The 24197-nt window shown below is 44.2% G+C and carries 20 protein-coding genes; 5 read left to right on the plus strand and 15 right to left on the minus strand.

Features of this window, described 5'->3' with window-relative positions; genetic code table 11:
- Window positions 1–31 precede the first annotated feature (31 nt).
- The 5 genes from QWZ01_RS12700 to QWZ01_RS12720 all read right to left on the minus strand — a co-directional run bounded on the left by QWZ01_RS12700 (window position 32) and on the right by QWZ01_RS12720 (window position 6234).
- Window positions 32–1486 (minus strand): serine/threonine protein kinase, encoded by a 1455-nt coding sequence (locus QWZ01_RS12700; protein WP_290323711.1) that lies wholly within the window; start codon window positions 1484–1486, stop codon window positions 32–34.
- Window positions 1487–1893: 407 nt separating this feature from the next.
- Complete coding sequence (locus QWZ01_RS12705; protein WP_290323712.1) at window positions 1894–4182, minus strand: glycoside hydrolase family 20 protein; 2289 nt, start codon at window positions 4180–4182, stop codon at window positions 1894–1896.
- Window positions 4183–4441: 259 nt separating this feature from the next.
- Window positions 4442–5278 (minus strand): N-acetylmuramoyl-L-alanine amidase family protein, encoded by an 837-nt coding sequence (locus tag QWZ01_RS12710; protein WP_290323713.1) that lies wholly within the window; start codon window positions 5276–5278, stop codon window positions 4442–4444.
- Window positions 5275–5721 (minus strand): Fur family transcriptional regulator, encoded by a 447-nt coding sequence (locus QWZ01_RS12715; protein ID WP_290323714.1) that lies wholly within the window; start codon window positions 5719–5721, stop codon window positions 5275–5277. Before QWZ01_RS12715 ends, QWZ01_RS12710 begins: the two co-directional genes overlap by 4 nt.
- 87 nt (window positions 5722–5808) lie before the next feature.
- Window positions 5809–6234 (minus strand): MerC domain-containing protein, encoded by a 426-nt coding sequence (locus QWZ01_RS12720; RefSeq protein WP_290323715.1) that lies wholly within the window; start codon window positions 6232–6234, stop codon window positions 5809–5811.
- A 139-nt stretch (window positions 6235–6373) separates the two neighbouring features.
- On the opposite strand from QWZ01_RS12720, the gene QWZ01_RS12725 reads away from it, so the two are divergent.
- Entirely contained in the window at window positions 6374–7006 is a 633-nt protein-coding gene (locus tag QWZ01_RS12725) for a phosphatase PAP2-related protein (protein WP_290323716.1), read from the plus strand.
- Window positions 7007–7087: 81 nt separating this feature from the next.
- Here QWZ01_RS12725 and QWZ01_RS12730 read toward each other — a convergent pair whose 3' ends face one another.
- Window positions 7088–8584, minus strand: a complete 1497-nt coding sequence (locus QWZ01_RS12730; protein WP_290323717.1) for a gluconokinase — start codon at window positions 8582–8584, stop codon at window positions 7088–7090.
- A gap of 367 nt (window positions 8585–8951) precedes the next feature.
- Here QWZ01_RS12730 and rhaT point away from each other — a divergent pair, with 367 nt between their 5' ends.
- The 4 genes from rhaT (at window position 8952) to QWZ01_RS12750 (ending at window position 15145) form a co-directional block, all read left to right on the plus strand.
- Window positions 8952–10031 (plus strand): L-rhamnose/proton symporter RhaT, encoded by a 1080-nt coding sequence (gene rhaT, locus QWZ01_RS12735; RefSeq protein ID WP_290323718.1) that lies wholly within the window; start codon window positions 8952–8954, stop codon window positions 10029–10031.
- A gap of 49 nt (window positions 10032–10080) precedes the next feature.
- Entirely contained in the window at window positions 10081–12201 is a 2121-nt protein-coding gene (locus QWZ01_RS12740) for a bifunctional aldolase/short-chain dehydrogenase (protein WP_290323719.1), read from the plus strand.
- A 277-nt stretch (window positions 12202–12478) separates the two neighbouring features.
- The gene (locus QWZ01_RS12745; RefSeq protein WP_290323720.1) at window positions 12479–13753 is read left to right on the plus strand and encodes a sugar isomerase; all 1275 of its coding nucleotides are present in this window, start codon (window positions 12479–12481) and stop codon (window positions 13751–13753) included.
- A 3-nt stretch (window positions 13754–13756) separates the two neighbouring features.
- Window positions 13757–15145 (plus strand): FGGY-family carbohydrate kinase, encoded by a 1389-nt coding sequence (locus QWZ01_RS12750; RefSeq protein WP_290323721.1) that lies wholly within the window; start codon window positions 13757–13759, stop codon window positions 15143–15145.
- Window positions 15146–15345: 200 nt separating this feature from the next.
- Here QWZ01_RS12750 and QWZ01_RS12755 read toward each other — a convergent pair whose 3' ends face one another.
- From QWZ01_RS12755 to QWZ01_RS12795, 9 genes are all read right to left on the minus strand, one after another.
- Window positions 15346–15969 carry an alpha/beta hydrolase gene (locus QWZ01_RS12755; protein WP_290323722.1) on the minus strand — a complete coding sequence of 208 codons (624 nt, stop codon included), beginning with the start codon at window positions 15967–15969 and terminating at the stop codon, window positions 15346–15348.
- Between the two features lie 41 nt (window positions 15970–16010).
- Entirely contained in the window at window positions 16011–16208 is a 198-nt protein-coding gene (locus tag QWZ01_RS12760) for a hypothetical protein (RefSeq protein WP_290323723.1), read from the minus strand.
- Window positions 16209–16309: 101 nt separating this feature from the next.
- Window positions 16310–17161, minus strand: coding sequence for a ThuA domain-containing protein (locus QWZ01_RS12765; RefSeq protein ID WP_290323724.1), 852 nt, complete (start codon window positions 17159–17161; stop codon window positions 16310–16312).
- Between the two features lie 74 nt (window positions 17162–17235).
- Window positions 17236–20184 (minus strand): DNA polymerase III subunit alpha, encoded by a 2949-nt coding sequence (locus QWZ01_RS12770; RefSeq protein WP_290323725.1) that lies wholly within the window; start codon window positions 20182–20184, stop codon window positions 17236–17238.
- Window positions 20174–21364 carry a DNA polymerase IV gene (dinB, locus tag QWZ01_RS12775; protein ID WP_290323726.1) on the minus strand — a complete coding sequence of 397 codons (1191 nt, stop codon included), beginning with the start codon at window positions 21362–21364 and terminating at the stop codon, window positions 20174–20176. Before dinB ends, QWZ01_RS12770 begins: the two co-directional genes overlap by 11 nt.
- A gap of 349 nt (window positions 21365–21713) precedes the next feature.
- Complete coding sequence (rpiA, locus tag QWZ01_RS12780; protein WP_290323727.1) at window positions 21714–22412, minus strand: ribose 5-phosphate isomerase A; 699 nt, start codon at window positions 22410–22412, stop codon at window positions 21714–21716.
- A 71-nt stretch (window positions 22413–22483) separates the two neighbouring features.
- On the minus strand, window positions 22484–22990 hold the full coding sequence (locus tag QWZ01_RS12785; RefSeq protein WP_290323728.1) for a DUF302 domain-containing protein: 507 nt from the start codon (window positions 22988–22990) through the stop codon (window positions 22484–22486).
- A gap of 10 nt (window positions 22991–23000) precedes the next feature.
- The gene (locus QWZ01_RS12790; RefSeq protein ID WP_290323729.1) at window positions 23001–23540 is read right to left on the minus strand and encodes a carboxymuconolactone decarboxylase family protein; all 540 of its coding nucleotides are present in this window, start codon (window positions 23538–23540) and stop codon (window positions 23001–23003) included.
- Between the two features lie 29 nt (window positions 23541–23569).
- Entirely contained in the window at window positions 23570–24142 is a 573-nt protein-coding gene (locus QWZ01_RS12795) for a DUF417 family protein (protein WP_290323730.1), read from the minus strand.
- Between the last annotated feature and the right edge of the window lie 55 nt (window positions 24143–24197).

Below are 24197 nucleotides of genomic sequence, written 5' to 3' on the forward strand. Positions count from 1 at the left end.
TAGGTTTTTTAACTGGTTAACGTTTTTATCATTAAAAATTCAAATTAGAGGTATCCTTTGTTTTAGCACTGTCGCGGTAAAACTGTGGCTCCTCATTAGCCTTGCCGGCTTTGTTGTATTTCATGCCCTTCAAAATAGAATCGGCCTGCGAATCAATCTCCGGCGGAATACCCGATTCATCATTAACGGGGGTGGTATCCTGCGGTGTCGCGGTATTATCCTGGTTCTGTTTTTTGGGCGTTACCGTTTGTTTAACCGAATCTACAGGTTTCTTAGCCGGGCTAAAGATCCTATTATAAACCCCGTGATATATCCTGCCGCCAAACCTGCTCATTACGGCTGCCGAAAAAACGGTAAAACCGCACAGCAATAGCATAAATATGATAAAAACAGGTTTAGACATGCGCACCTGTTTGCCACTCTCAACAGCCGGAAGATTATCCGCACCGGCAGTTAATTCTGGCTGGGCCTTATTATTTTCGGCCTCCTGGTAGTATAATAGCAGGCCCTGTAAACGCTCGTTCTCCTTAAGCAGTACCGAGGCATTCCAGCTGTCATCTTCCTGGTTACCGTTTACGCTGGCAATGCTGCTGTACATCAGTGTTTCCTGCAGTTCTATACCGTTCACAAACCTATCAGCAGGGTCTTTCTGAAGGCATTTGGCTACTATTTGCAGCAACCACGCCGGTATCATCATCTCGTGCTGTTTCTTTTGATCGGTCCAGCTTTCGGGCAGATTGCTTTTACGCAGTTCCATTACATCGGGTACCGGTGTTTCCATGTGGGCCAGCATCACCGCATTGCGGGCGGTTTCGCCATTATCGCGCAGCGGGAACGGAACCTGCCCGGCTATCAGCTCATACAGAATGATGCCGTAGCTGTACACATCTGTTTGAAAATACATCAGTCCCTCATTTTGCTCCGGGGCCATAAACTCAATTGCCCCGGCATGCCTGATACTGGTACGACGCTGATCATCAGACATGGCCGACAGCCCAAAATCCAACAATACATAGTTACCTGTATGGATATTAAACTTTACGTTATTGCTTTTGATATCGCCATGCTTTACCGAAACCTTATGACAGTGCGATAAAGCGTTGGCCAGCTGGTCGGCAAGTTTAATAATCTCTTTTATGGTGAAAATGGGTTCGTGAGGCGGTTTCAACAGATCTTCCAGATCGGGGCCATCAATAAACTCCATTTCAATAAATGGGAAAGAACCGCTTTCTGTAATGCCGGAGTTTAATATCTTAACTACATTTGGATTGGGCTCCTCATTTACCTTTTTTAGTTTTTCAACCTCGTTTTGAAAATTGCGGAAGTTTTTATCGTCGGTACTTTCGGTATGTATAGGTGTGGGTAGTAGCTTAATGGCAGTAATGATAGGGCCGTAACGCCTCCCTTTGTAAACGGAGCCTTGCCCGCCCGTTCGCAAAGCTCCCATATTCTCCAAACCCTCGGTTATTGTAAATACTTTGCTCATTGAGTAGTTATCCTTGCGATGCTTTCAGGGTAAAAAAATAGCATATTAAAACAATTCTGTTATTTCAACATAACGCGTGCATTAGTGTTTGGTATAAAAATAGGAAAAAAAATATGGGATGATGTTTATTGATGTGCAGATGTGAAAATTATGTGAAGCAGGAAATCTTTCCTTCTCCGCTTGTCATTGCGATGAAGGCAGCGTAATAGATGGCGTATACCCGCTCTTGGCCGCGGGAGGGCCTTTACTTTGTAGCCACAAAGTAACCAAAAGGCTTTCAGCAAAGAGGTTTCTTTGCCGCACAAGGCCTTTATTCTGCAAAGCTTATCTGCTGAGGAGAAAAGAAAAAATCTTATAATCCCTTAATCCGATTAATTCTGGTTCAGACAAAAAATTCTAAGCCAGAATTAATCCACTATCAATTCATCAACCAGCAACCAGGCTTTGGCCCCGGCAATGTACTCGCCAGGAGGGATAATGCCCTTGTTGGTTCCTTTTACCCTTACGTATCTGGCCTGTATCGGTTTTATGCTGGCATGTACCGGGTTAATTCCATTGGCATTAAAGGTGGTTTGGCGGTAAACTTCGGTATAGGTTTTTCCGTCGGCCGAGGTTTCAAAGGTGAGTACCTGCGGCTCCCACATTTTTTGCCAGTGATATTTTAAGATATTGATACCCAGTTGCGATACGGTTTGAACTTTACCCAGATCAACCACTGCTTCCAGGTCTTCTCCATTAAAGCCATACCATTGGCCGTCATTGTAAAGTTTATTACCAAATACACCATTAACCAGGCCAAATGCATCGCCCGAATTATATCCACCCTTTGGCTGATTTGTGAGTGTTACTGATTTACCTATTGCCTTATGCAAATGAAAATCTTTTTCATACATATGGCCATACTGCTTTGCACCGCTAAAAACTGCAGCCTTAACCGTTCCTGAAGCAGTAATGCTAAACGGTTTGCTGTATTTTTTACTTTTCAAAGTGGGAGCGCTACCATCAGTGGTATAATATATATTGCTGCCCGGCAGGGTGGTATTCAAGGCAAGCTGCACCTCATGACCGGCCGATTCGCTAAGGCTGTCGGTAATTTCGTCAAAGGTATTAGCCGAATTAATATTCAATTGTTTAAGCAGCGTTTGCTGATAACGCAGACGTTTCAGGAACCCTGCATAATTCTTGTTGCCTTTATCCGTCCAGGCAATTTCGGCTAAGGCCAACATGCGGGGGAATAGCTGGCGCTCGGCCTGTGCCGGGCTGGCCATGTACTCACTCCAGGCATTAGCTTGTACGCCTTTAATGTATTTGGCCTCGTCGGTGGTAAGCTCCTTGGTTATGGGTTCGTAATTGTATATTTTACTTAGCGGCGTGTAACCTCCACCAGCAAGCGGCTCGCTGGAGTAAAGCGACTGGTAATAATCCAGGTAAACATATTTTTCGGGCGTCATGATGGCATCGTGGTGCTGTTTGGCTGCTGCTATGCCGCCTTCCTCGCCTGTCCAGCTCATTACCGTAGCGCCGGGAGCAAGGCCTCCTTCCAGAATTTCGTCCCAGCCAATAATCTGCCTGCCTTTGCTGTTCAGGTATTTTTCCATGCGGCTGATGAAATAGCTCTGCAGCTCATGCTCATCTTTCAAATGCTCGTCCTTTATGCGTTTCTGGCACTTAGGGCAGGTTTTCCATTTGGTTTTAGGACATTCGTCGCCGCCAATGTGGATGTATTTGGATGGGAAAAGTGGCAATACTTCATCAAGCACATTTTGTAAAAAGGTAAAGGTTTCTTCGTTACCGGCGCAATACACATCATCAAAAATACCCCAAAAGGTAGCGGCTTTATATGGGCCGCCGGTACAGCCCAATTGTGGGTAAGCCGACAGTGCGGCCAGCGCGTGGCCTGGCATTTCAATTTCGGGGATGATAGTAATATGCCTTTCCATAGCATATTTCACTACAGCCTTTACCTCTTCCTGTGTATAGTATCCGCCATAGCGTTTACCGTCAAAAACATGCGGGCTATCCCTTTTATGGCCAATAATGGTTTCATCGCGATAGGCCGAAATACTTTGCAGTAGGGGGTATTTTTTTATCTCAATGCGCCAGCCCTGATCATCAGTGAGGTGCCAGTGAAAGGTATTGATCTTGTACAGGGCCAGCAGGTCTATCCATTTTTCAATGGCATCAACCTTAAAAAAATGCCGACTCACGTCAAGGTGCATCCCACGGTAACTAAAACGCGGATGATCTTCAACCACACAGCCCTCAACAGTCATCTTCCTTGCATCTGCATGTAATAACTGAACAAGCGATTGCAGCCCGTAAAACACCCCGGCCTGATCATGTCCTGTTATGCTGATCTGCTTTGCTGTTACCGAAAGTTTGTATCCTTCGGGTTGTTCAACGTTTGCCGAATCGATATTTAATTTGATGGCTGTAGCCGTTTTATTGATGGGCAAGTTATAACCTGCCAGCTGATGAAAATATTGATTGAAGAAAGTAAGGTTATCCGAATCAATACCATTACCTACGGCAATGCCTGAAGACCTGCTAAAAGTGAATACCGTGTTGTTTTTCTGTATTTTGAAAGGCTGTGGAATAATACCTTGCTCCTTAACCTGGGCTTGAGCCTGAGTTACGAACAGCATGAGGCATATTACTTTTACAAAAAGCTTGCGTGAATTGAACAGGTTGATCATCGGCTTGGAATTGTTGAAGCCGAATATAAGTGTTTATTTGATAATGCGTAATTATGAAAATTGCATAGCGTATAGTTGACTCACCCTGGCATCGCTACGCTCGCCATCCCTCTCTTCACCTGCGGTGGAAAGAGGGAGTTTAAATGGTACATAATTGCTTGTTTTCTGACCCTCTTTACGGCGAAGCCGAAGAGAGGGTGATTCAGCGTAGCGCAGATCGGATGAGTCGATAAACAGCCTAATTTCTAAACCACTTGTGTTACAACGCCCCAATCGCCTTGCGGTAGCTATTTATAGCCCGGATGATAGATTGTACAATTTCGTTTTGACCATCGGGCGAGTTGAGGTAATCTTCTTCTTCGGGGTTGTTTATAAAACCGGTTTCAATAAGTACGGCCGGCATGGCACTGTGAGCCAGTACCAAAACCCCCTGTTCTTTTACACCCGCGCTTTCGCGGCCGTTGGTATCTTCAAACTCGGTGTTCAATAAGTCGCCGAAAAGGATACTTTGTTTGCGGTATTTTTGTATGTACGCGTTGAGGATGATGAGGTTAGATGGATCGCTTTCATCATAGCTTTCGTAATTTTGCTTGTAGTCCTTTTCAATAAATATAGACGAGTTTTCGCGCACGGCCTCTTCCTGTTCTTTGAGCCTGTGGAAACCGTAAACCAATAGCAATACCCCTTTACGTTTGTGCGCAATGGCCGCGTTACCTTCGGGCGATGAATTACAGTGGATAGAAATAAACAGGTTGCTATGATTTTGATTGGCAATGGCCGACCGCTGATTCAGAGGGATAAAAGTATCATCGGTGCGGGTCATGATGGTTTGAACGTTGGTGATCTGCGAGTCAATAGCCGCTTTAAGCCTTTTAGCTATGGCCAGCGTCACATTTTTTTCAACAGAGTATGATCCGCGCGCACCCGGGTCTTTACCGCCGTGGCCTGCATCAATAGTGATACTCTTAAATTTAAAAGTAGATGTGGTTGGGATAGTATCACGGCCTGGAGTGAACGAACAAAGGCTGAACAATAAAAATAACATTCCGCAATTAAAAGCGGTTTTAAACAAGAACATAGCTTTAGAAGAGATCATTTTTTGGCCGTCTTTTTACTGCATTTAGGGCACAGGCCGGTGGCGTACAGGGTAAAACCGGTTGGTTCAAAACCGGCGGGTAAGTTTACAGATGGCAAATGCTGATCATCTAAACAATAAACATTTTTGCAGCTGGTGCAGTTAAAATGCAGGTGTTCGTCATGATGGTGCCCTTCATCACAGTTGGATGAACACAGGGCGTAGTTGGCAGTGCCGTTTAAGTCAAATACTTTATGAATAATGCCTTTTTCTTCAAAGGCATTCAGGATGCGATATAGTGTAACCCGGTCAATATCATTCATTACGCTTTCCAGATCGGGCTGCGAAGTAGCCGCGCTCCTTGACGACATCATAGATAAAACCCTTAACCGCGGGGCAGTCTTTTTTAAATGATGCTTGTTCAGCAAATCTTCAAAATGAAAATTATTGCGGGTTTGTGCCATTTAATAATATAATACGATAATAATACCTTGCAAATTTAACAAGAAATAACCATTGGTTTAAATATGCAACGCAATTATACTTTCAAGCTAAATTTGCTCTGCTACTTCCTCCAACTCCAATTTATGTTCATTATGCTTACAGGCTCCTGAATATTTGTAATTTACAAAATGTGCTGCAGCAATCAACAGCCCACCTGTGGGTACTATAACGGCTTCAGCCCAACCATTTGAAAAAGCGTGCCCAAGTATAATAATAGTAAACCCTGCTATCAATAAAGATAAAGGGAGCAACTGACGATGTATGCGCAGGTAAGCTAAACCAATAGAATAGGTACCTATCAGCAGGGCCAAAACTATCATCCCCCACTCTACCCAGGCATTGGCCAAAAAGCCCAAACCCAGCAGCGGCAGGCTGGTAAACAATACAGGTACAAGCGCGCAATGTATAGCGCACAATGTTGATGCAGTAATGCCTATACTATCAAGCCGCGACGAAGTTTTGTGCAGATCCATATGCAAATGTAAAACAAAATGCAACACTATTGCATTAAATTAATTCCTATTTTTGTCAAATTTTATTTTAACTATGTGGTAACAACTGCTTAATATTGACGTCAATAATTATTTAAAACCCAATACGCATTAAAAAATTGTGGATAATACTGCTCTTTACAGATTAAAACAAAACTGGATAAGTGCCTATGATACCAGCTTTAAGCGAGCCAAATTGCTCATTGGTACTATAGTTATTACTGCCGTTATCAATATAATGCCTGGCTTTTTCAGGGGTATTGAAACCAGGAACGGTATAGTTTTAAATGACTGGTTATTGGCACGGCTCCCGGCATATGATGTATCGGTACCTATTTTCGCTATTATCTGGGGTATGGGTATATTGATGATGGTGCGGGCATTTTACAAACCAGCCATCTGCACCACTTATATATGGACGCTGATATTCGTTTGCCTGGCGCGTTTTTTATCGCTCACATTGGTAAAGCTTGATCCTCCGGTTGGCTTGGTGCCATTGGTTGATCCACTTACCGGATATTTTTACGGCCATGCTTCCATCACTAAAGATTTGTTTTTTTCGGGCCACACCGCTACCATGGCACTCATCTATCTTAATCTCGAAAAACGAAACGACAAGATCATTGCCTTTATAGCTGCTCTGGTGGTTATGTTCCTGCTGCTGATACAGCATATACACTACACCATGGATGTACTTGCCGCTCCTGTTATTGTTTACTGCGCTTATCGCTTTACCCGTACCCTTAACCTGTAATTAACTTACATTACTATAAATTTGCACATCCCGATTAGTTTTTAAACGCAATTCAATTGCATTTAAAACACTTACTATTAATTAAATATCATGCTCATTAAGTATGTGCATAGAATCTTTCAGGTCGCGGTACAGTTTTTTAAACATCAGGAATAATTTACTGTATCGCTCATGATTTTCACCATTAGGTTCAATTACCTTTTCGCCGGTAACGTGAGTCAGTTCGGTATAGCTTTCCGGATGCAGCGCCTGCATAGCTAAATAAATAGCGCCCAGTGCCGATGCATCTTCTGGTTGCAGCACTACCAGTTTTTTACCGGTAATATCGGCCAGTATCTGTGTCCACGTACCCGAACTTACAAAGCCACCGCTGATATTAACCTGCGTAATGCTGGTTGATGCATCCTCAACCGTTTTAAGTACATCATATAAGGCAAAGCAAACGCCTTCCAGCGCAGCCCTTAAAAAATGTGCCCGTGTATGGGCAGGTTTAATATTCAGGAACGCTCCGCTGCTTTTGGTATCCCAAAGTGGTGCCCTTTCTCCATATAAATAGGGCAGAAACAGCAAGCCATTGCTCCCGGCGGGTGTTGTTTCTATGGTGCTAAATAGTTCGTCATAATCGGCAGCGGTAAGCTTTTCTTTTTGCAGAAAATTTTGAAGCAACCAGTTGATGGCTATACCTCCATTATTTACAGCACCGCCGCATACAAAGGTGTTTTGGTTAAGCAGGTAATTAAAGGTCATGCCCTCAAAATTATATACCGGTTTGGGGCTGGTAATACGTACAGCACCACTGGTGCCAATGGTAAGGGCGGCAATGCCGGGACCTGTGGTGTGGCTGCCTAAATTGGCGCAGCAACCATCGCTGGCGCCGATAACAAAATTGGTCTTTTGAGGGATGCTGAGCAAAGTTGCAGTAACCTCGTTCAGATCATGACGGTAATAGGTGGTATTTTCGGGCCTTGATAATTTATCTCCGGTAATACCAGCCAAACTGCAGGCCTCTGCGCTCCATTCCAGTTTTAAAATATCAAACAAACCTGTTGCCGAGGCAATGGAATAATCTATCTGGAAGCTATTGAACAGCTTAAACCAGATAAACTCCTTCACCGATATAAATTTATGCGTCCGGGCAAATAGCTCTGACTTATTGGTTCGCAGCCAGATGAGCTTGCATAATGGCGACATGGCATGTATCGGCGTACCCGTAACGCGATAAATATCCTCACCCTGTGCCGAATCGCGTAGCCCTTGGGCAATGTTCTCACTCCGGGCATCGGCCCAGGTTATCATGGGCGATAACGGCATCCCAGCTTCATCAACCAGGATAATACTATGCATGGCACTGCTCAGGCTAACAGCTTCGGGCGGGTAACCAATCTTCTCCGTAATTTGCTGAAGGCATTTTACAAATGCATCCCATATTAATAATGGGTCCTGCTCGCTGTAGCCAGGCTCAGGACTGTTAATAGGATAATGATTTTGAACTACGCCTAAGGCGCTTCCTGTTAAAGTAATGGCCACCGCCTTGGTGCTCCCGGTACCGATATCAATGCCTAATATATATGCTTGCATGATGGTATATAATATGGCTCCAAAATAAAGATTTAATTTGACAAGCACAGTGTCTACTCACTCTGACATCGCTGCGCTCGTCGTCCCTTTCTCCGGCTTCGCCGCAAAGAGGGAAGGGAGAACCTCACCAACCCTCACCGAAGCGGAGGGCTTTAAAAATGTTTTAGGTTTCTTCCTTTGGCGAGATTTAGAAGGATTATTGTTTTGTTCTTCGCAACACATATTTTTAATCCTCCTCTTTGCGAAGCAGAGAGGGGTGCCGCGCGAAGCGCAGACGGGGTGAGTCGCCTCAATTTCATGACAGTACATGACAGTTCAGGTATTTTAATTCTATAGATTAGCTTCACCAATTTAAACCAATTAACGTATGCAGGTAATTTTAGGAGTACTCTTCCATTTCATTGGCGGTTTTGCCTCGGGGAGTTTTTACATTCCCTACAAAAAAATTAAAGGCTGGGCCTGGGAGAGCTACTGGATTGTTGGCGGCATTTTTTCATGGTTCATTGTACCGCCGCTCGCAGCATGGTTAACCATCCCTGGCTTTGCTGATATTATAAGCCATACAGACACAGCCACCCTCGGTTGGACATACGTAATGGGCCTACTTTGGGGTGTCGGAGGCCTCACCTACGGCCTGGGTGTAAGATATCTGGGTGTATCTCTCGGCAGTACAATCATACTGGGTTTGTGCTCTGTTTTTGGTTCGCTTATCCCATCTGTTTATTACGATATTTTCCCTACAGTGGGTAAGGATACCATCAGCATTATGCTGCATAACCAGTGGGGACAATTTGTACTATTGGGCGTATTGCTTTGCGTGGCCGGTATAGTGATATGCGGTAAAGCGGGCATGATGAAGGAAAAAGAACTTTCGGCAGACAAAACCATAGCCCAGGAAAACAAGGATTACAAATTTGGACTGGGCATCCTCGTAGCCGTGATATCGGGTATATTAAGTGCCTGTTTTAATTTCGGTATAGAAGCCGGTAAATCAATGGCCGATACTGCTAACCATATTTGGCAGGCAAGCCATCCGGGGCAGGGCAATTTCCTGTACCAAAACAATGTAACCTATGTTATTATACTTTGGGGCGGCCTCACCACCAACTTTATATGGTGCATGGTGCTAAATGCACGCAACAAAACGTTTAGTAATTATACCGACAAAAAAACGCCCTTGCTTAAAAACTATCTGTTTGCAGCATTGGCGGGTACTACCTGGTTCTTACAGTTCTTTTTTTACGGTATGGGCGAAAGTAAAATGGGCAACGGGGCAAGCTCCTGGATACTGCACATGGCCTTTATTATTCTGATAGCTAACACATGGGGTTTAGTGTTAAAAGAATGGAAAGGTGTAAGCAAAAAAACCTTGGCCACCATAATAGCCGGCATCGCGGTAATTACCCTTTCGGTACTGGTGGTAGGATATGGAAACTCACTTAAATAGATCAATAAAATAATTCAATCAATAACTCAGTAATTCAACATTAAAATATATGTCTGTCAAAACAACATCATTTAAACATGTAAGCTACCTGTGGGACGATGCCAAAGCAGCCGAACTTGCAGGCGACGAAGTAGCCCTGTTAATATACCGTTCAAACCTGTTGGGTGCCGATTTAAGGCTTACCAACTATGGCGGGGGCAATACATCATGTAAGGTAATATCCAAAGACCCGCTTACAGGCAGCGAGGTTGAGGTTATGTGGATCAAGGGCTCCGGAGGTGATATTGGCACCCTTAAAAAAAGCGGACTGGCTGCACTTTATGTTGACAGACTGCGCAGTTTAAAGAACGTATACCGCGGCGTGGAGCATGAAGACGAAATGGTTGAATTGTTTAACCATTGTATTTATGACCTGGCCTCAAAAGCGCCATCAATAGATACTCCATTGCACGGCTTTTTGCCATTTAAACATATCGATCACCTGCACCCTGATGCTGCTATTGCTATTGCTGCCGCTAAGGATGGTAAAAAAATCACCCAAGAACTCTTTAACGGAACCATTGGCTGGGTTGAATGGAAAAAACCGGGTTTTGAACTGGGCCTTCAACTAAAGCAATGCCTTGATGAAAACCCAGGCATTCGTGGTATTATGTTAGGCTCGCACGGGTTATTTACCTGGGGCGATACTGCTTACGAAAGCTATATGAACACGCTTGAAGTTATTGAGCGTTGTGCCGAATACCTGGAAGAAAACTACGGCAAAAAAGGCCCTGTTTTCGGCGGTCAGAAAGTTCAAAGTTTAGATGAGGCCGGTCGTAAAAAACAGGCTGCTGCCATTGCCCCTGTTCTGCGTGGCTTTTGCTCAAGCGAAAGACACATGGTTGGTCATTTTACTGATGATGCCCGTGTATTGGAGTTCATCAACTCCAATGACCTTGACCGTTTGGCACCTTTGGGTACCAGCTGCCCTGACCACTTTTTGCGCACTAAGATCAGTCCACTGGTACTTGATTTGCAACCGAGTGAGGACCTGAGCGATGTGAAAGCTTTGCAGGATCGTCTTGCCCCTGCCTTTGCTGCTTACCGCCAAATGTATACTGATTATTACAATACCTGCAAACATGATAACAGCCCGGCCATACGCGATACCAACCCGGTAATCATTTTGTATCCGGGTGTGGGCTTGTTCTCCTTTTCAAAAGACAAACAAACCGCACGCGTTGCAGCCGAGTTTTATACCAACGCCATCAATGTAATGAAAGGCTCAGAGGCTATATCTGAGTATACATCGTTGCCTCGCCAGGAAGCTTTTGATATCGAGTATTGGCTACTGGAAGAAGCTAAACTTCAGCGTATGCCTAAACCGAAAGCTTTATCGGGCAAAATTGCTTTAATCACCGGCAGCGCGGGTGGTATAGGTAAAGCCATCGCCAAAAAGTTTGTTGACGAAGGAGCCGTAGTGATCCTTAACGATATGAATGCCGAGCGTCTGGAAAGTGCCGGCGAGGAATTTAAAGCTCAATACGGTAAAGACGCCTACACTACCGCTCTGCTTGATGTTACCAACAGCGACCAGATTAACAGCGCGCTGGAAATAGCCGCTTTAGCATTTGGTGGTGTTGATATCGTCATCAACAACGCGGGCCTTTCTATATCCAAATCAATTGCCGACCATACCGAAAAGGACTGGGACTTGCTGTATGATGTATTGGTTAAGGGCCAGTTCTTTATTACACAGGCAGCCGTTGCAGTTATGAAAAAACAAGCTATCGGTGGCGATGTTATCAATATAGTAAGCAAGAACGCTTTGGTAAGCGGGCCAAACAACGCGGGCTACGGATCGGCAAAAGCTGCACAACTGCACCTGAGCCGCCTAAACGCTGCTGAATTAGGTGTCGACCATATTCGCGTAAACGTGGTAAACCCTGATGCAGTGATTAGCGATAGCAATATTTGGGCCGGCGGATGGGCCGAAGGTCGCGCTAAAGCTTATGGCATTACAGTGGCAGAATTGCCTGCATACTATGCCAAACGTACTTTACTGAACGAGATCATTTTACCTGCGGATATCGCTAATGCATGCTTCGCCTTAACTGGCGGCCTGCTCAACAAATCAACCGGTAACGTGCTGAATGTTGATGGCGGTGTCGCGATGGCGTTTGTAAGATAATCCGTTTGAGGGAACTTTTGGACTTGGGGATTTTTGGACTTTGGGACAAAGGACTTTAAGACAAAGGATCAAAGACCCACTTTGTCATTGTGAGCGAAACGTGGCAATCGCGAACTATATATGTTGAGACTGCAAAGTTTGCGATTGCTTCGTTGTTCCTCCTCGCAATGACAAATTTTGAACTATATTAAGAAAGAATAAAAAGAAAGAGTTAAACTGTCCTTTTTAAGCCCTCTCCCTCAGGGGAGGGTTTGGGTGGGGCCTAACCATACTAACCATGCAATTAGAGAAGAGCATTATTGATGAGGCTAACCATAAACTTCAAACCGCGCACCAGCGCAAGTTTGATTTTATTGCTGCCGATATAAAAGGTTTGGATACCATTATTCAAAAAATATCCGATTTTAATATTGCCATACCCAGCTGGGCCTTAGGCACCGGGGGTACACGTTTTGGCCGCTTTAGCGGCGGTGGCGAACCACGCAGCCTTGAAGAAAAAATTGAGGATGTGGGTCTGATTCATGCTTTAAACAGAAGCAGTAACTCTATTTCGCTGCACATTCCCTGGGATATTCCTGAAAACGCTTCGGCTATTAAAGCGCTGGCAGCACAGCATGGTTTGCATTTTGATGCCGTTAACTCTAACACTTTCCAGGATCAGCCTGGTCAGCAGCATAGCTACAAACATGGTTCATTACACCATGTAGATAAAGCTGTGCGCAGGCAAGCGGTTGAACACAACATTGAGGTGATTAATTACGGTGTGGAACTCAACTCAAAAGCCTTATCTGTTTGGCTTTCCGACGGATCAAACTTCCCCGGTCAGCTTAACATGCGCGGCGCGTTTGAGCGTACGCTGGAGAGCTTACAGGAAATTTACGATGCCCTGCCTGCAGACTGGAAGGTATGGATCGAGTATAAACCTTATGAGCCAAACTTCTACTCTACCACCATAGGCGATTGGGGCCAATCATACCTGTTAGCATCCAAATTAGGTAATAAGGCACAAACCCTGGTTGATCTGGGTCACCATTTACAAGGTGCCAACATCGAGCAGATTGTTTCTTTATTATTGATGGAAGGTAAACTTGCCGGTTTCCACTTTAACGATTCAAAATACGGTGATGACGATCTTACCGTTGGCAGCATCAACCCATACCAGTTATTCCTGATATTTAACGAACTGGTTGAAGGCATGGATGCCCGTGGCCTTAACCATGCTACCGGCATAGGCTGGATGATTGATGCATCGCACAACGTCAAAGACCCTGTTGAAGATCTGATACAATCGGTAGAAGCCATTAAAATAGCTTACGCGCAGGCATTATTGGTTGATCAGCCTGCTTTGGTACAGGCACAGCAAAACAATGATGTGGTGCTGGCACAGGAAATTTTACAGGAAGCTTACCGCACAGATGTTCGCCCGTTGCTGGCCGAGGCCCGTTTAAGAAATGGCGGTGCATTAGACCCATTGGCAGTATACAGGCAACAAGCCATACGCCAACAATTGATTGATGAACGTGGAGCGCTGGCAGTATCAACCGGCTTATAAACTATGGAGCAAATACCTGTTATAGCTATTTTTGATGTGGGTAAAACCAACAAGAAGTTGTTTCTTTTTGATGAGAACTACAAAATAGTTTTCGAACGGACAGCACGCTTTACAGAAACCCATGACGAGGACGGCGACCCTTGTGAAAACCTCGACAGCCTCCGGCTGTCGGTGTTTGATTCGCTGAGGGAAATATTTAAACATAAAGAGTTTAACCTTAAAGCGGTTAACTTTTCAACCTATGGTGCCAGCTTTGTTTATGTTGACGAGGAGGGCAGGCCGCTAACACCATTGTATAATTACCTTAAACCATATCCACCTGAGTTAGGCAAGCAGTTTTATGAAACCTACGGCGACGAAGCCCGGTTTGCGCATGAAACTGCCTCGCCCACTTTGGGCAACCTTAACTCGGGGCTGCAGCTTTACCGGCTAAAACACCAGCAGCCCAAGGTGTTCAAAAAAATAAAATACGCGCTTCATTTGCCGCAGTACATGAGCTACCTGCTTACCGGCCAAATGGTAACCGACCTAACCAGTATAGGCTGCCATACAGCACTGTGGAATTTTAACCGTAACACTTATCATGACTGGCTAACCCAGGAGGGTATACTGCCTAAAATGGCACCACTGAAAGCCGCAGATAGTGTGCTGCCTTCGGTGTTTCCTGGGAGTACTTATAGTGTTGGTATTGGTCTGCATGATAGTTCGGCGGCGCTTATACCCTATTTGGTGAGTTTCAATATGCCCTTTGTGCTGATATCAACAGGTACATGGTCAATCAGCCTGAACCCATTTAATCAAAACCCGCTTACTGAAGAGGAGTTGAAAAATGATTGCCTGAACTATTTGCAGTATAAAGGCAACACGGTTAAGGCATCGAGGTTATTTACAGGGTATGAATATGAGCAGCAGATAAAACGTATTGGCGCCCATTTTAACCAGGACCCGATCAGGTATCGTATCATTAATTTTGATCCGGCTATAGCAGCCAGATTACAGGCGCAAACAACGTTTCAACCCAAACAGCAGGAAGGATCTCTACAGCAATCTGTTTTTGAACAACGTAACCTGGCCGACTTCGCTACCGATACCGAAGCATACCATCAATTGATGATAGATATTGTACAGCAACAAGTGATATCAACAGGATATGTACTGCGGGGCTGTAAGATACAACGCATATTTGTTGATGGCGGATTCAGCAAAAACACCGTATTTATGCACCTGCTGGCTTTCGCATTCCCTTACCTGGAGGTGTATGCCGCTTCAATGGCCCAGGCTACAGCCGTAGGTACGGCCCTTGCTATTCACCAAGCCTGGAATACCAAAACTCTGCCTCATGATCTTATAGAGCTCAAATATTATTCAGGGGTACAGAATGAGGTGGTGTGAATAGAATATACGGATAATGTTATGAATAACCTGAACCCTATTGGGTTATTCGAATTTTATTATGAGCAAAAGCAAGATTAGAATTTATGACTCGTTGTAGCCGAATAGCGGGCCTGTCATCCTGAGCTTGTCGAAGGATCGTGCGTAGAGGCCTTTGCCCACCATGCTTCGACAAGCTCAGCATGACACCTTGATCTTGTTTATAAATCCGTTGCCTTTACCAACTCCACCACCTGCTCAATAAGCCCTGCATCTTTAATTATACGTTCATGGCCAACACTTTCATATTCCTGTGTTTGTATTGCGGGCTCGGCGTTTAAAAACTCCTGCAAGTAAGTATAAGGCGCTATTTTATCTTCGCGATCATAAGCCAGCCAGTGTTTTATATCGTCATGAGCAACGTACAGATCATAAAGATTAAAATCGGATGCATGCACTTCAAACAACGTTTCAAAATCTTTAAAGAAACTATCCTGCGCGGCCTGCGATGCACCGGCGGAGGTCATGGTGGCAATAAAGTTTTCCTTTAACCTTACCAGCGGAGCTATGCTTATTTGCAAGGAGGGTTTAACTCCTGTTTCGTTAATAGCCATAATATTGGCCATAGCACCCAATGAATGCCCTATCAATACATCAGGGGTGCCATGGGTATTGATAACAGCTTGCGCGGCTTTGGTAAAAAGCAGCAGGTTTGATAATTCGCTTTCAGAGCTGCCATTACCCGGCGCATCAAATGCGATAATCTGCATATCGTCAATCGTTCTCAAGGTTGTGATCAGATCGGCAAAGTCGGCTGCCTTAGAGCCCCAGCCGTGGGTGATCATCACTTTACGCTTGCCTCCGCCCCATTTAAAACCATTAAATTTTAATACTGAACGGCTAAATGCGGATCATCAACTTCCAGGGTAAAAGGCGTGGCCTCATCCAGCAATTGCTGCTGTTGCAACCTTAGCGGAAATTTTGGTGAGTAGCAGATCAGTTGCCAAAGCAAACCTGTTATATCCGCATTACCGGTAGCTTCCGATTCTTTTACACGGTTAAACAATTCTTTTAATTTCTTCATAGATGAGCCGTAATTACCAAAGGTAAAAGTGTAGCTAATACATGCTCACCAATGGCACTAATTTTTGAAAAAAATGACAGCACGAAGAAAAAGCCGAAACCTTATTTTTTACCCGTTCCCAGCCATAATAACGTGTTCATGATCAGCTTATCCTGAACTTCGTTACCAAATGTTTGCGAAAGCTCCTTATTGGTTCCGCCATCGTAGTCCATATCGTTATGGCCCATATTAAAATAAACCATACGGTAGTTTTTGTTAGTCCATACCACCGGGTAATAGCCGCTATGCCAGATCTCACTTTGTTTGGGGCCGGTACCCAGTGGAAAACTGGTTGAATCAATTGACAATAGTATTTTAATATTAGGGTTAGTACGCAGGTCATTCTCCCAGCGGTACCATTCATTTGGCGATGCCTTAAAAGTTACGGGCAAACCTTTGGTTACGGGGTGTTTAGCATCCTCAACCCTCAAAATTGCTGATGTAGGGTGCCAGGTATTACTTTTATACTGCCCCGAGCCCAAAAATTCATTATGATACCAATCCCAGTTTTGCGGATAAGCCGAAGGGGTAAGCGCAAAAGCCGAGAAGTGGAACCCCATCCACCCACCGCCTTTTTTCATGTATTGCTCAAACGCGGCTCTTTGAGCGGGTTCATCGGGTCGGGTATCTAAAAATATGACCACCTGGTATTTGGATAGCAACTCCGGTGTCATATCATTCCAGTTTTTGGTAGAATCGTAAGTGAAATTATATTTTTTGCCCATGGCCGGGAACCACTTGTTGGCCTCGTGCATAAAGCTGATATGCGCCTTATCTTCACGGCCGGTATAAAAGGCTATCACCTTAAATTTAGGTTTGGTGTTTTGTGCTTTGCTCTGGTAAAAATTGAAACAGAGACTACAAACTACAATAAACAGCGCGACAATTTTTCGGGCACCTGTGCAAATGATCATGGTTATGGTTATAAATATTGGTTAATGATTGAATTATAAAACTAACTGAATTTTTATAAAATACACATAGCCAATTATACCCATTGCAGCATTTCGGCCTTGAAACCTATTTTGTGCATTTCCCATACTTCAACAGCATATACATCAAACTCGGCAACTACCTTACCGGTAAGCCGGTAAAAGCCGCTGCCCTGAAAGGTATAGCGTTTTAATGATTCGGGCCAGTGTACGGTATCCAGCCAATCACCGTGAGGGTCAAGAAAAGTGCCGAAGTTCATGATCTCACGCTTTATAGTGCCCGATTCTTTAATGGTCACCAACTGGCCAAGCATAGTTACTGTTTGCCCCAGTTTTGCAGGCAGATCCTTCACATAGGTAAGCCCCTGCTGGTCATCATCAACCATCGGGAAGGTATCGGTAAGTGCAAAACCCAGTATCTCTATTTCATCAAAGGCATCCTGCAGAGGCCTTGCACTTAACTGTGGTAATTTAAAGTCTGTTGCAGGTTCGTTAAAAAGGGAGGTTATAGTAACCGGCTGTTCCTGCTGCTGTTTCTGAAAAAAATTGGCTCGCCATAACAGTTCCTGTTTGCCTACACCTGTAAAACGTAGCGCACCAATGCGGATCAGCACATTCAGCTGCTCCATACCGGGCTGGGTACGTTCCATAAAATCTTCCATACTCAGGTAAGGGCCGTTATGGAGGCGCTCGGTAATAATGCATTCCAGCAAACTGCTGGTTAGCCTTTCAATGTGTACCAGGCCCACATACACGTCAACGCCCATAATATTGGTGTAGGTATCGCTTTGATTTACGCAGGGGGCGTGCAGCCTGGCCCCTGCTTTTCTTAACTCATGAAAGTAAAACGGGGTACGGTAAAAACCACCAAAGTTATTGATAACGCCCACCATAAACTCCATGGGGAAATAGGTTTTAAGGTAAAGGCTTTGGTAACTCTCCACCGCGAAACTGGCCGAATGGGCCTTACTAAACGAATACCCGCTAAAGCTGGCTATCTGCCGCCAAACCTCCCTGCTGATATGGTACGGATAGCCTTTTTCGGCACAGTTGCTGAAAAACTTGTCCTCAATGCGTATCATCTCTTCGTTACCGCGATATTTGCCAGACATGGCCCTGCGTAATATATCGGCCTCGGCCATATCCAGCCCGCCAAAGTGGTGCGCTATCTTGATCACATCCTCCTGATACACCATAATGCCAAAGGTTTCTTTGAGCAGCTCCTCCATCTTGGGGTGCAGGTATTTCACCTCAAGGGGGTGATGATAGTTGTAGATATAAGCCTTCATCATACCCGATTGAGACACCCCGGGCCTGATGATAGAACTGGCCGCTACCAGAGTTATGTATTCATCGCATTTGAGTTTCATGAGCAACTGGCGCATGGCAGGGCTTTCAATATAAAAGCAGCCAATGGTATCGGCCCGGCGTATCTGGTCGGCTACTTTAGGGTCGGCCATAAAGTCTTCTACCTTTGATATATCTATATCAACACCCTTATTTTGTTTAACCAGTTGTATGGTATCTTTAATATGTCCTAAACCTCGCTGGCTCAGGATATCCAACTTAACAAGACCAACCCTTTCGGCCCCAAACATATCTATCTGCGAGGTCGGGAACCCCTTCGGTGGCAATTCCAGGGCGGTGTACTGGTGTATGGGCTCTTCTGATATCAGCATACCACCCGCGTGAATACTCAGATGGTTCGGAAAATCTTTCATTAAGGCAGCGTACTTTAATATCACCTTTTGTATGCTATCTTCCTCAAACGTAGCGTTACGGTTTTTAACCAGTGTATCAATTTCTTCTTTGGGCAACCCCAATACCTTACCCAGTTCTCGAATAGCGGCCCGGCGCTGAAAAGTGCCATGCATACCTAAGAGGGCCACATGCTCATGACCATACTTTTCAAAAATATAACTGATGATCTCGTTCCTGTCCTTATGGCTAAAGTCCATATCAAAATCGGGCGGCGAAGTGCGAAACTTATTCAGGAAACGCTCAAAATACAGATCCAGTTTAATAGGATCAACATCGGTTATTTTGAGGTTATAAGCGATGATCGAATTAGCACCGCTTCCCCGGCCAACATAGTAAAAACCTCTCTTGCGCGCAAAATTCACTACATCCCACACAATCAAAAAGTAGGCATTAAAATTCAGGTCATTAACCACTTTTAATTCCTTTTGTACTCGTTCTTTGATCACGGGATCATCCGGGTATCGCTCACGCATGCCCTTTAAAGCCAGCTCTTCCAGTTTCAAACGATCTTCTTCTAACGAGGTGCCGCAAACCTGTTTGTTTTTATCAGATTTTGGATCGATCACCATATCGGTACCACAAGCTTCCATTAATTGCCGGGTACGGTTAATGATCTCAGGAAATTCAACAAATTTAGCTTCGAGTGCTACTTCGGATACAAACATTTCATCGGGCGATGCCACATCATCCGGACTTAGTTTGGATAATAACGTATTCAGATCAATGGCCCTGAGCAACCGGTGCAGATTAAAATATTTTTTACTTTGAAAGGTAACCGACTGACGGATAACAAATTTTTGAGGATGCTGCTTAACTCCTGCACCAAATAAACGATTAATCTCGTTCGGCCTAACCCCTATCAGCTCATGATTTAACAGCGTTGCAGGTTTGTGCCTGCCGAGCGGATAAATAACAAAAACATTATTATCGATAACGGGTCTGTCCGGATAGGGTTTATCTGCCATTTTATATTCAGAAATAAACCGGTTCATGTGTTTTATACCATCATCATTGCGGGCTATGAGCAGGTAACAAAACTTATTGTTGTTATGAATTTCGCAGCCTAAAATGGGCTTAATGTCAGCTTCCCTGCAAAAGTGAACAAAATCCCATGCATCGGGGTTTCCATTAATATTGGTAAGCGCAAGCGCGTTTATGCCCATTTCTTTGGCTTGCGCTATCAGTTCTTTTGTTTTATACGTACCGTAGCGATAGCTGAACCAGGTTTTACAATTAACGTACATAACGCTCCTTTTCTACCTCATTTAACTGCTGTGCTATGGAACGGTGCACCGCGTTTTCGCCAAACCTGCTCCTGATATGATCCATAGCCTGGTACAGGCGGATATTTTCAACCGTATCGCTGAACAGATCTATCTGGTACTGCCCCTGTACCAGGTGACTAAGCCGCACACCAAGTAGGCGCACCAGCTGGCGGCGGTCATATATTTTTTTAAAAAGCTCTTTGGCGGTTTTGAGCAGCATATCGTCTGACGAGGTGTAGCCTATAACCGTTTGCCTCACTTCGGTATTAAAATCGGCATAACGCAGTTTAATGGTTACGCAGCCGCACAGTTTTTTTTGCTGACGGAGCTGAAAGCTTACCTTTTCGGTCATCCGTACCAATTCACGATGCAAAAACTGCACATCAATGGTATCGTTCTCAAAGGTTTCTTCGGTTCCTATACTTTTTTGCTCGGAATAAGGTACTACAGGGCTTTCATCAATACCATGCGAGCGGCGGTGCATTTCAACACCTTGCTTACCAAAGCGGCTCTGCATCATGGGCAGGGGAATCTCACTTAATATGCGGATGGTGCTTACCCCCATTTGCCGCAAAAGGGATGAGGTTTTTTCGCCAACGCCCGGCAGTTTCCTCACCACCAGTGGTGCCAGGTATTCGCGCTCCGTACCAAAATCAATTACCGCCTGCCCGTTTGGCTTGCTTTCATTGGTAGCCACTTTTGATAACAGTTTATTGGAAGCCAGAGCATATGATATAGGCAGGCCCGTTTGTTTAGTAATGCGTTGTTTTAATTCGCTCATGAACTGGCTGCAGCCAAAATACCTGTCCATACCGGTGAGATCGGCATAAAACTCATCAATACTGGCCTTTTCATACAGGGGCACCTGCTCGCGGATAATTTCAGTAACATCGCGCGAAAGCCGGCTGTAGCGATCGGGGTCGCCGCTTACAATTTCGGCGGCAGGACAAAGCCTGCGTGCTATTTTCATAGGCATGGCGCTATGCACGCCAAAAGCCCGGGTTTCATAACTGCAGGAGGCTACTATGCCTCTATCGCTGAGGCCGCCAACAATTACAGGCTTACCCACCAGCTTACTGTTATCCAGCCGGGCAACGCTCACAAAAAAGGTATCGAGATCAAGGTGCGATATAAAACGACGGACTGCTGGATTTGCCATATGCTTGCTGTAATACGATGCTAAAATACTAATATTTTTAGCAAAACACATGCAAGCAATCATCTATTTTTACATTAAACTATTGTTAATGAGCTAAATAAAATATAAACAGTCCTTTACAGTAAAAAGCGATAAAAAAAGAACAGCCGCTACATTGCTGTAAGCGGCTGTCTCTAAGTTAATATCCCTAATATATAACTTATTATCTTATCTCCTGCCCCCACAGGAGATATAGCACCTTTTTATATATCCAAAAATACAGGACGACATAAAAAAATCAATTAGGGGTACTACGGAATAACACTGCGGTATTTACGGCATTACCATACGTAGTTTTACGTATGGCCAATTAATGTTTTGTACGCTCAGGTGTGATTATCTGTATACCGTTTTCACCGGCAATTACAGCACTGGTTGCCATTTGGTAGAACAGGGAATGCTCCACAATACCGGGAATCATTTTTACCTGCGTATTCAATTGCTGCCATTGGGGCAATGTGGTAAACTGAATATCGGCAAGGAGGTTACCGTTCTCTGATATAACGGCGCCATCTTTCTGATTGCTCATGCGGAGTTTAATAGCAGCATCCGGAAACGCGGACTGGATACGCTCAAGCACTATTTGCAAGGCTTGTGGCAGTATTTCTATCACCAATGGGTAAGTTGTGTTTAATTGGGGAACCAGCTTGGTTTCATCGCCCATTAAAATAAATTCACCGGCCATTGATGCCAGTATTTTTTCTGATGTGTGGATACCTCCGCCGCTTTTTAATGCACTGAGTTCCTGATCAAACTGATCGCAGCCATCAAAATAAATATCCAGGTGTTTTACAGCAGCCGATGATTTAACATTTAGCCCATGCTGCTGCAGGTAGGCGTTTGTTTTAAATGAGGATGATACTAAAACAACAGACTGCGCCAGATGCTGATCCTGCCTGATCATATCAACCAGGTGAAATACCGTTGTACCGGCCCCCAGGCCTATTGTTTGGTTTGCTTTAATAAATTTAAATGCAGCTTTTGCTGCTTCCAGTTTATAATCGGCCATGTGTATGTATTTTTTGAGCAAGATAGCTTATATCTTCGCAATAAAACAAGCATTCACAGCTCGGGAATTTTTCAGGAGAATAATTTAGAGATGAGCTCGTCAATAGCTAACGGAGCTGTAACACCTGTTGATAAAGCATACCTGTTTTTGATATACGAGGCATCATTATAAGCAATGTGCACTACCGCATGCTCATCCTGCCAGGCTATAACCTTTAAGGGCAGATCAAGCGCTGCCATGGGATTTTCGATCATTACCGGCCCGCCGGCTTTGGGATTGCCAAACAGTAAATACTCCAGCGGGGCTATAGCCTGCCCTGCCTTTTGCAATTCTGCCTGCTGATCTATACGGGCATATATGGTTATATTGTGCTGCTCTAAAGCCGCCTGCAGGCGGTTAATAGTTTCCTTTACACTATATTGACTTTTACGAACGGTAACTCCGGTTGGGTTGCTCATGACCATATCTTTAAAGGGTAAAACAACAAAAAAACAGGCGGCAACAGCTTGTTTTATAAAACTCCTCCTATCACTATCTGCTGGGGTTTTCAAGCTGCTGTCCTGCTTTTCATTCAACATATAACAATAATTAATTCAGTGGTTCGGCTAATGGGAAATCAACAGGAATTTCTGTTAACGCGTAAACATAATTAGTAAATATCCTCACGGTAACTAAACCGATAAGCTCCATTATGGCAGCTTCATTATAACCGGCGGCATAAAAATCAGCTAAAGCTTTTTCATCTGCATGACCTTTATTGATGGTTACCGATGTAGCCAACTGCAGTATGGCATCAAGCTTGGTATCATTTATTTTACCCCTTCTTAAAGCCAGAGTATCCTCTTTTGTAAATCCATTTTTTATTGCTGCCAGTGTGTGGCCTGCCAAACAGTACTCACAACCATTTATTTCTGACACCACAAGTGCTATAGCTTCTCTTTCTTTCCCGGTAAATACGCCATGGCTAAGGGCGGTTTCAAAGTCAACAAAACCTTTTAACGCGCTCCCTGAGTAACCAATAGTTGCATACAGGTTTGGAACTTTACCCATACGTTTTTGAAACTGATCAAATATAACTTGTGCTTCAGCACTTACCTGTTCTTTAGCAGGCACTTGTATTGTTTTCATTGTATTATGATTATAAGGTTCTTTTTAAATTATTTATTTTTTTGACGGCTTAAATAAACACGTGCGGTATCGCTCATGGTTATGATGGCACCGCCAAGTATCACCAGATCTTTAATTACCAAACGACCACGGCCAGACAGGTATGGAAAACCCCAGTCGCTATCGGTTAAATGCGGTACCCAGCTTTCGGGCGTAGTGATCAGGAAGGATAGTGTACCCAACGTAACTACACCGATAAGCAAACTGGCTATCATACTGGGTATTGGTGCTACTTTATATAAAGCTACAAAAATTGCAAGTGTAACCAGGAAAACACCTAAGCCTTTGGAGAAACCGTAAGTATTATTTTCGGTATTCCATTGGTGGTTGGCGGCTATAAGCTCGCCTTCTTTATTCATGTGTTTTTTGTATTCTGGTGAAGGATGGGTATAAAAGAATGACATGAACGGACTGTTGGCCACAAAGGGCACAATGCCGTCGGCTTCGTAAGTGAAAAATTTAAGTGCGCCTATCCAAAAGAATACGACTACTATACCTAAACGGATAACCTTTTTGCCAAATTGGTCGAGGTTTGCAATGCTATTGATGATTGAATTTTTCATGATATAAATTTCTTACACAAAGTTATATCGGTATTCAATCCTGTACCATGGACAA

The sequence above is a fragment of the Mucilaginibacter aquaedulcis genome, from assembly GCF_030409325.1.
Classification (GTDB): Bacteria; Bacteroidota; Bacteroidia; order Sphingobacteriales; family Sphingobacteriaceae; genus Mucilaginibacter; species Mucilaginibacter aquaedulcis.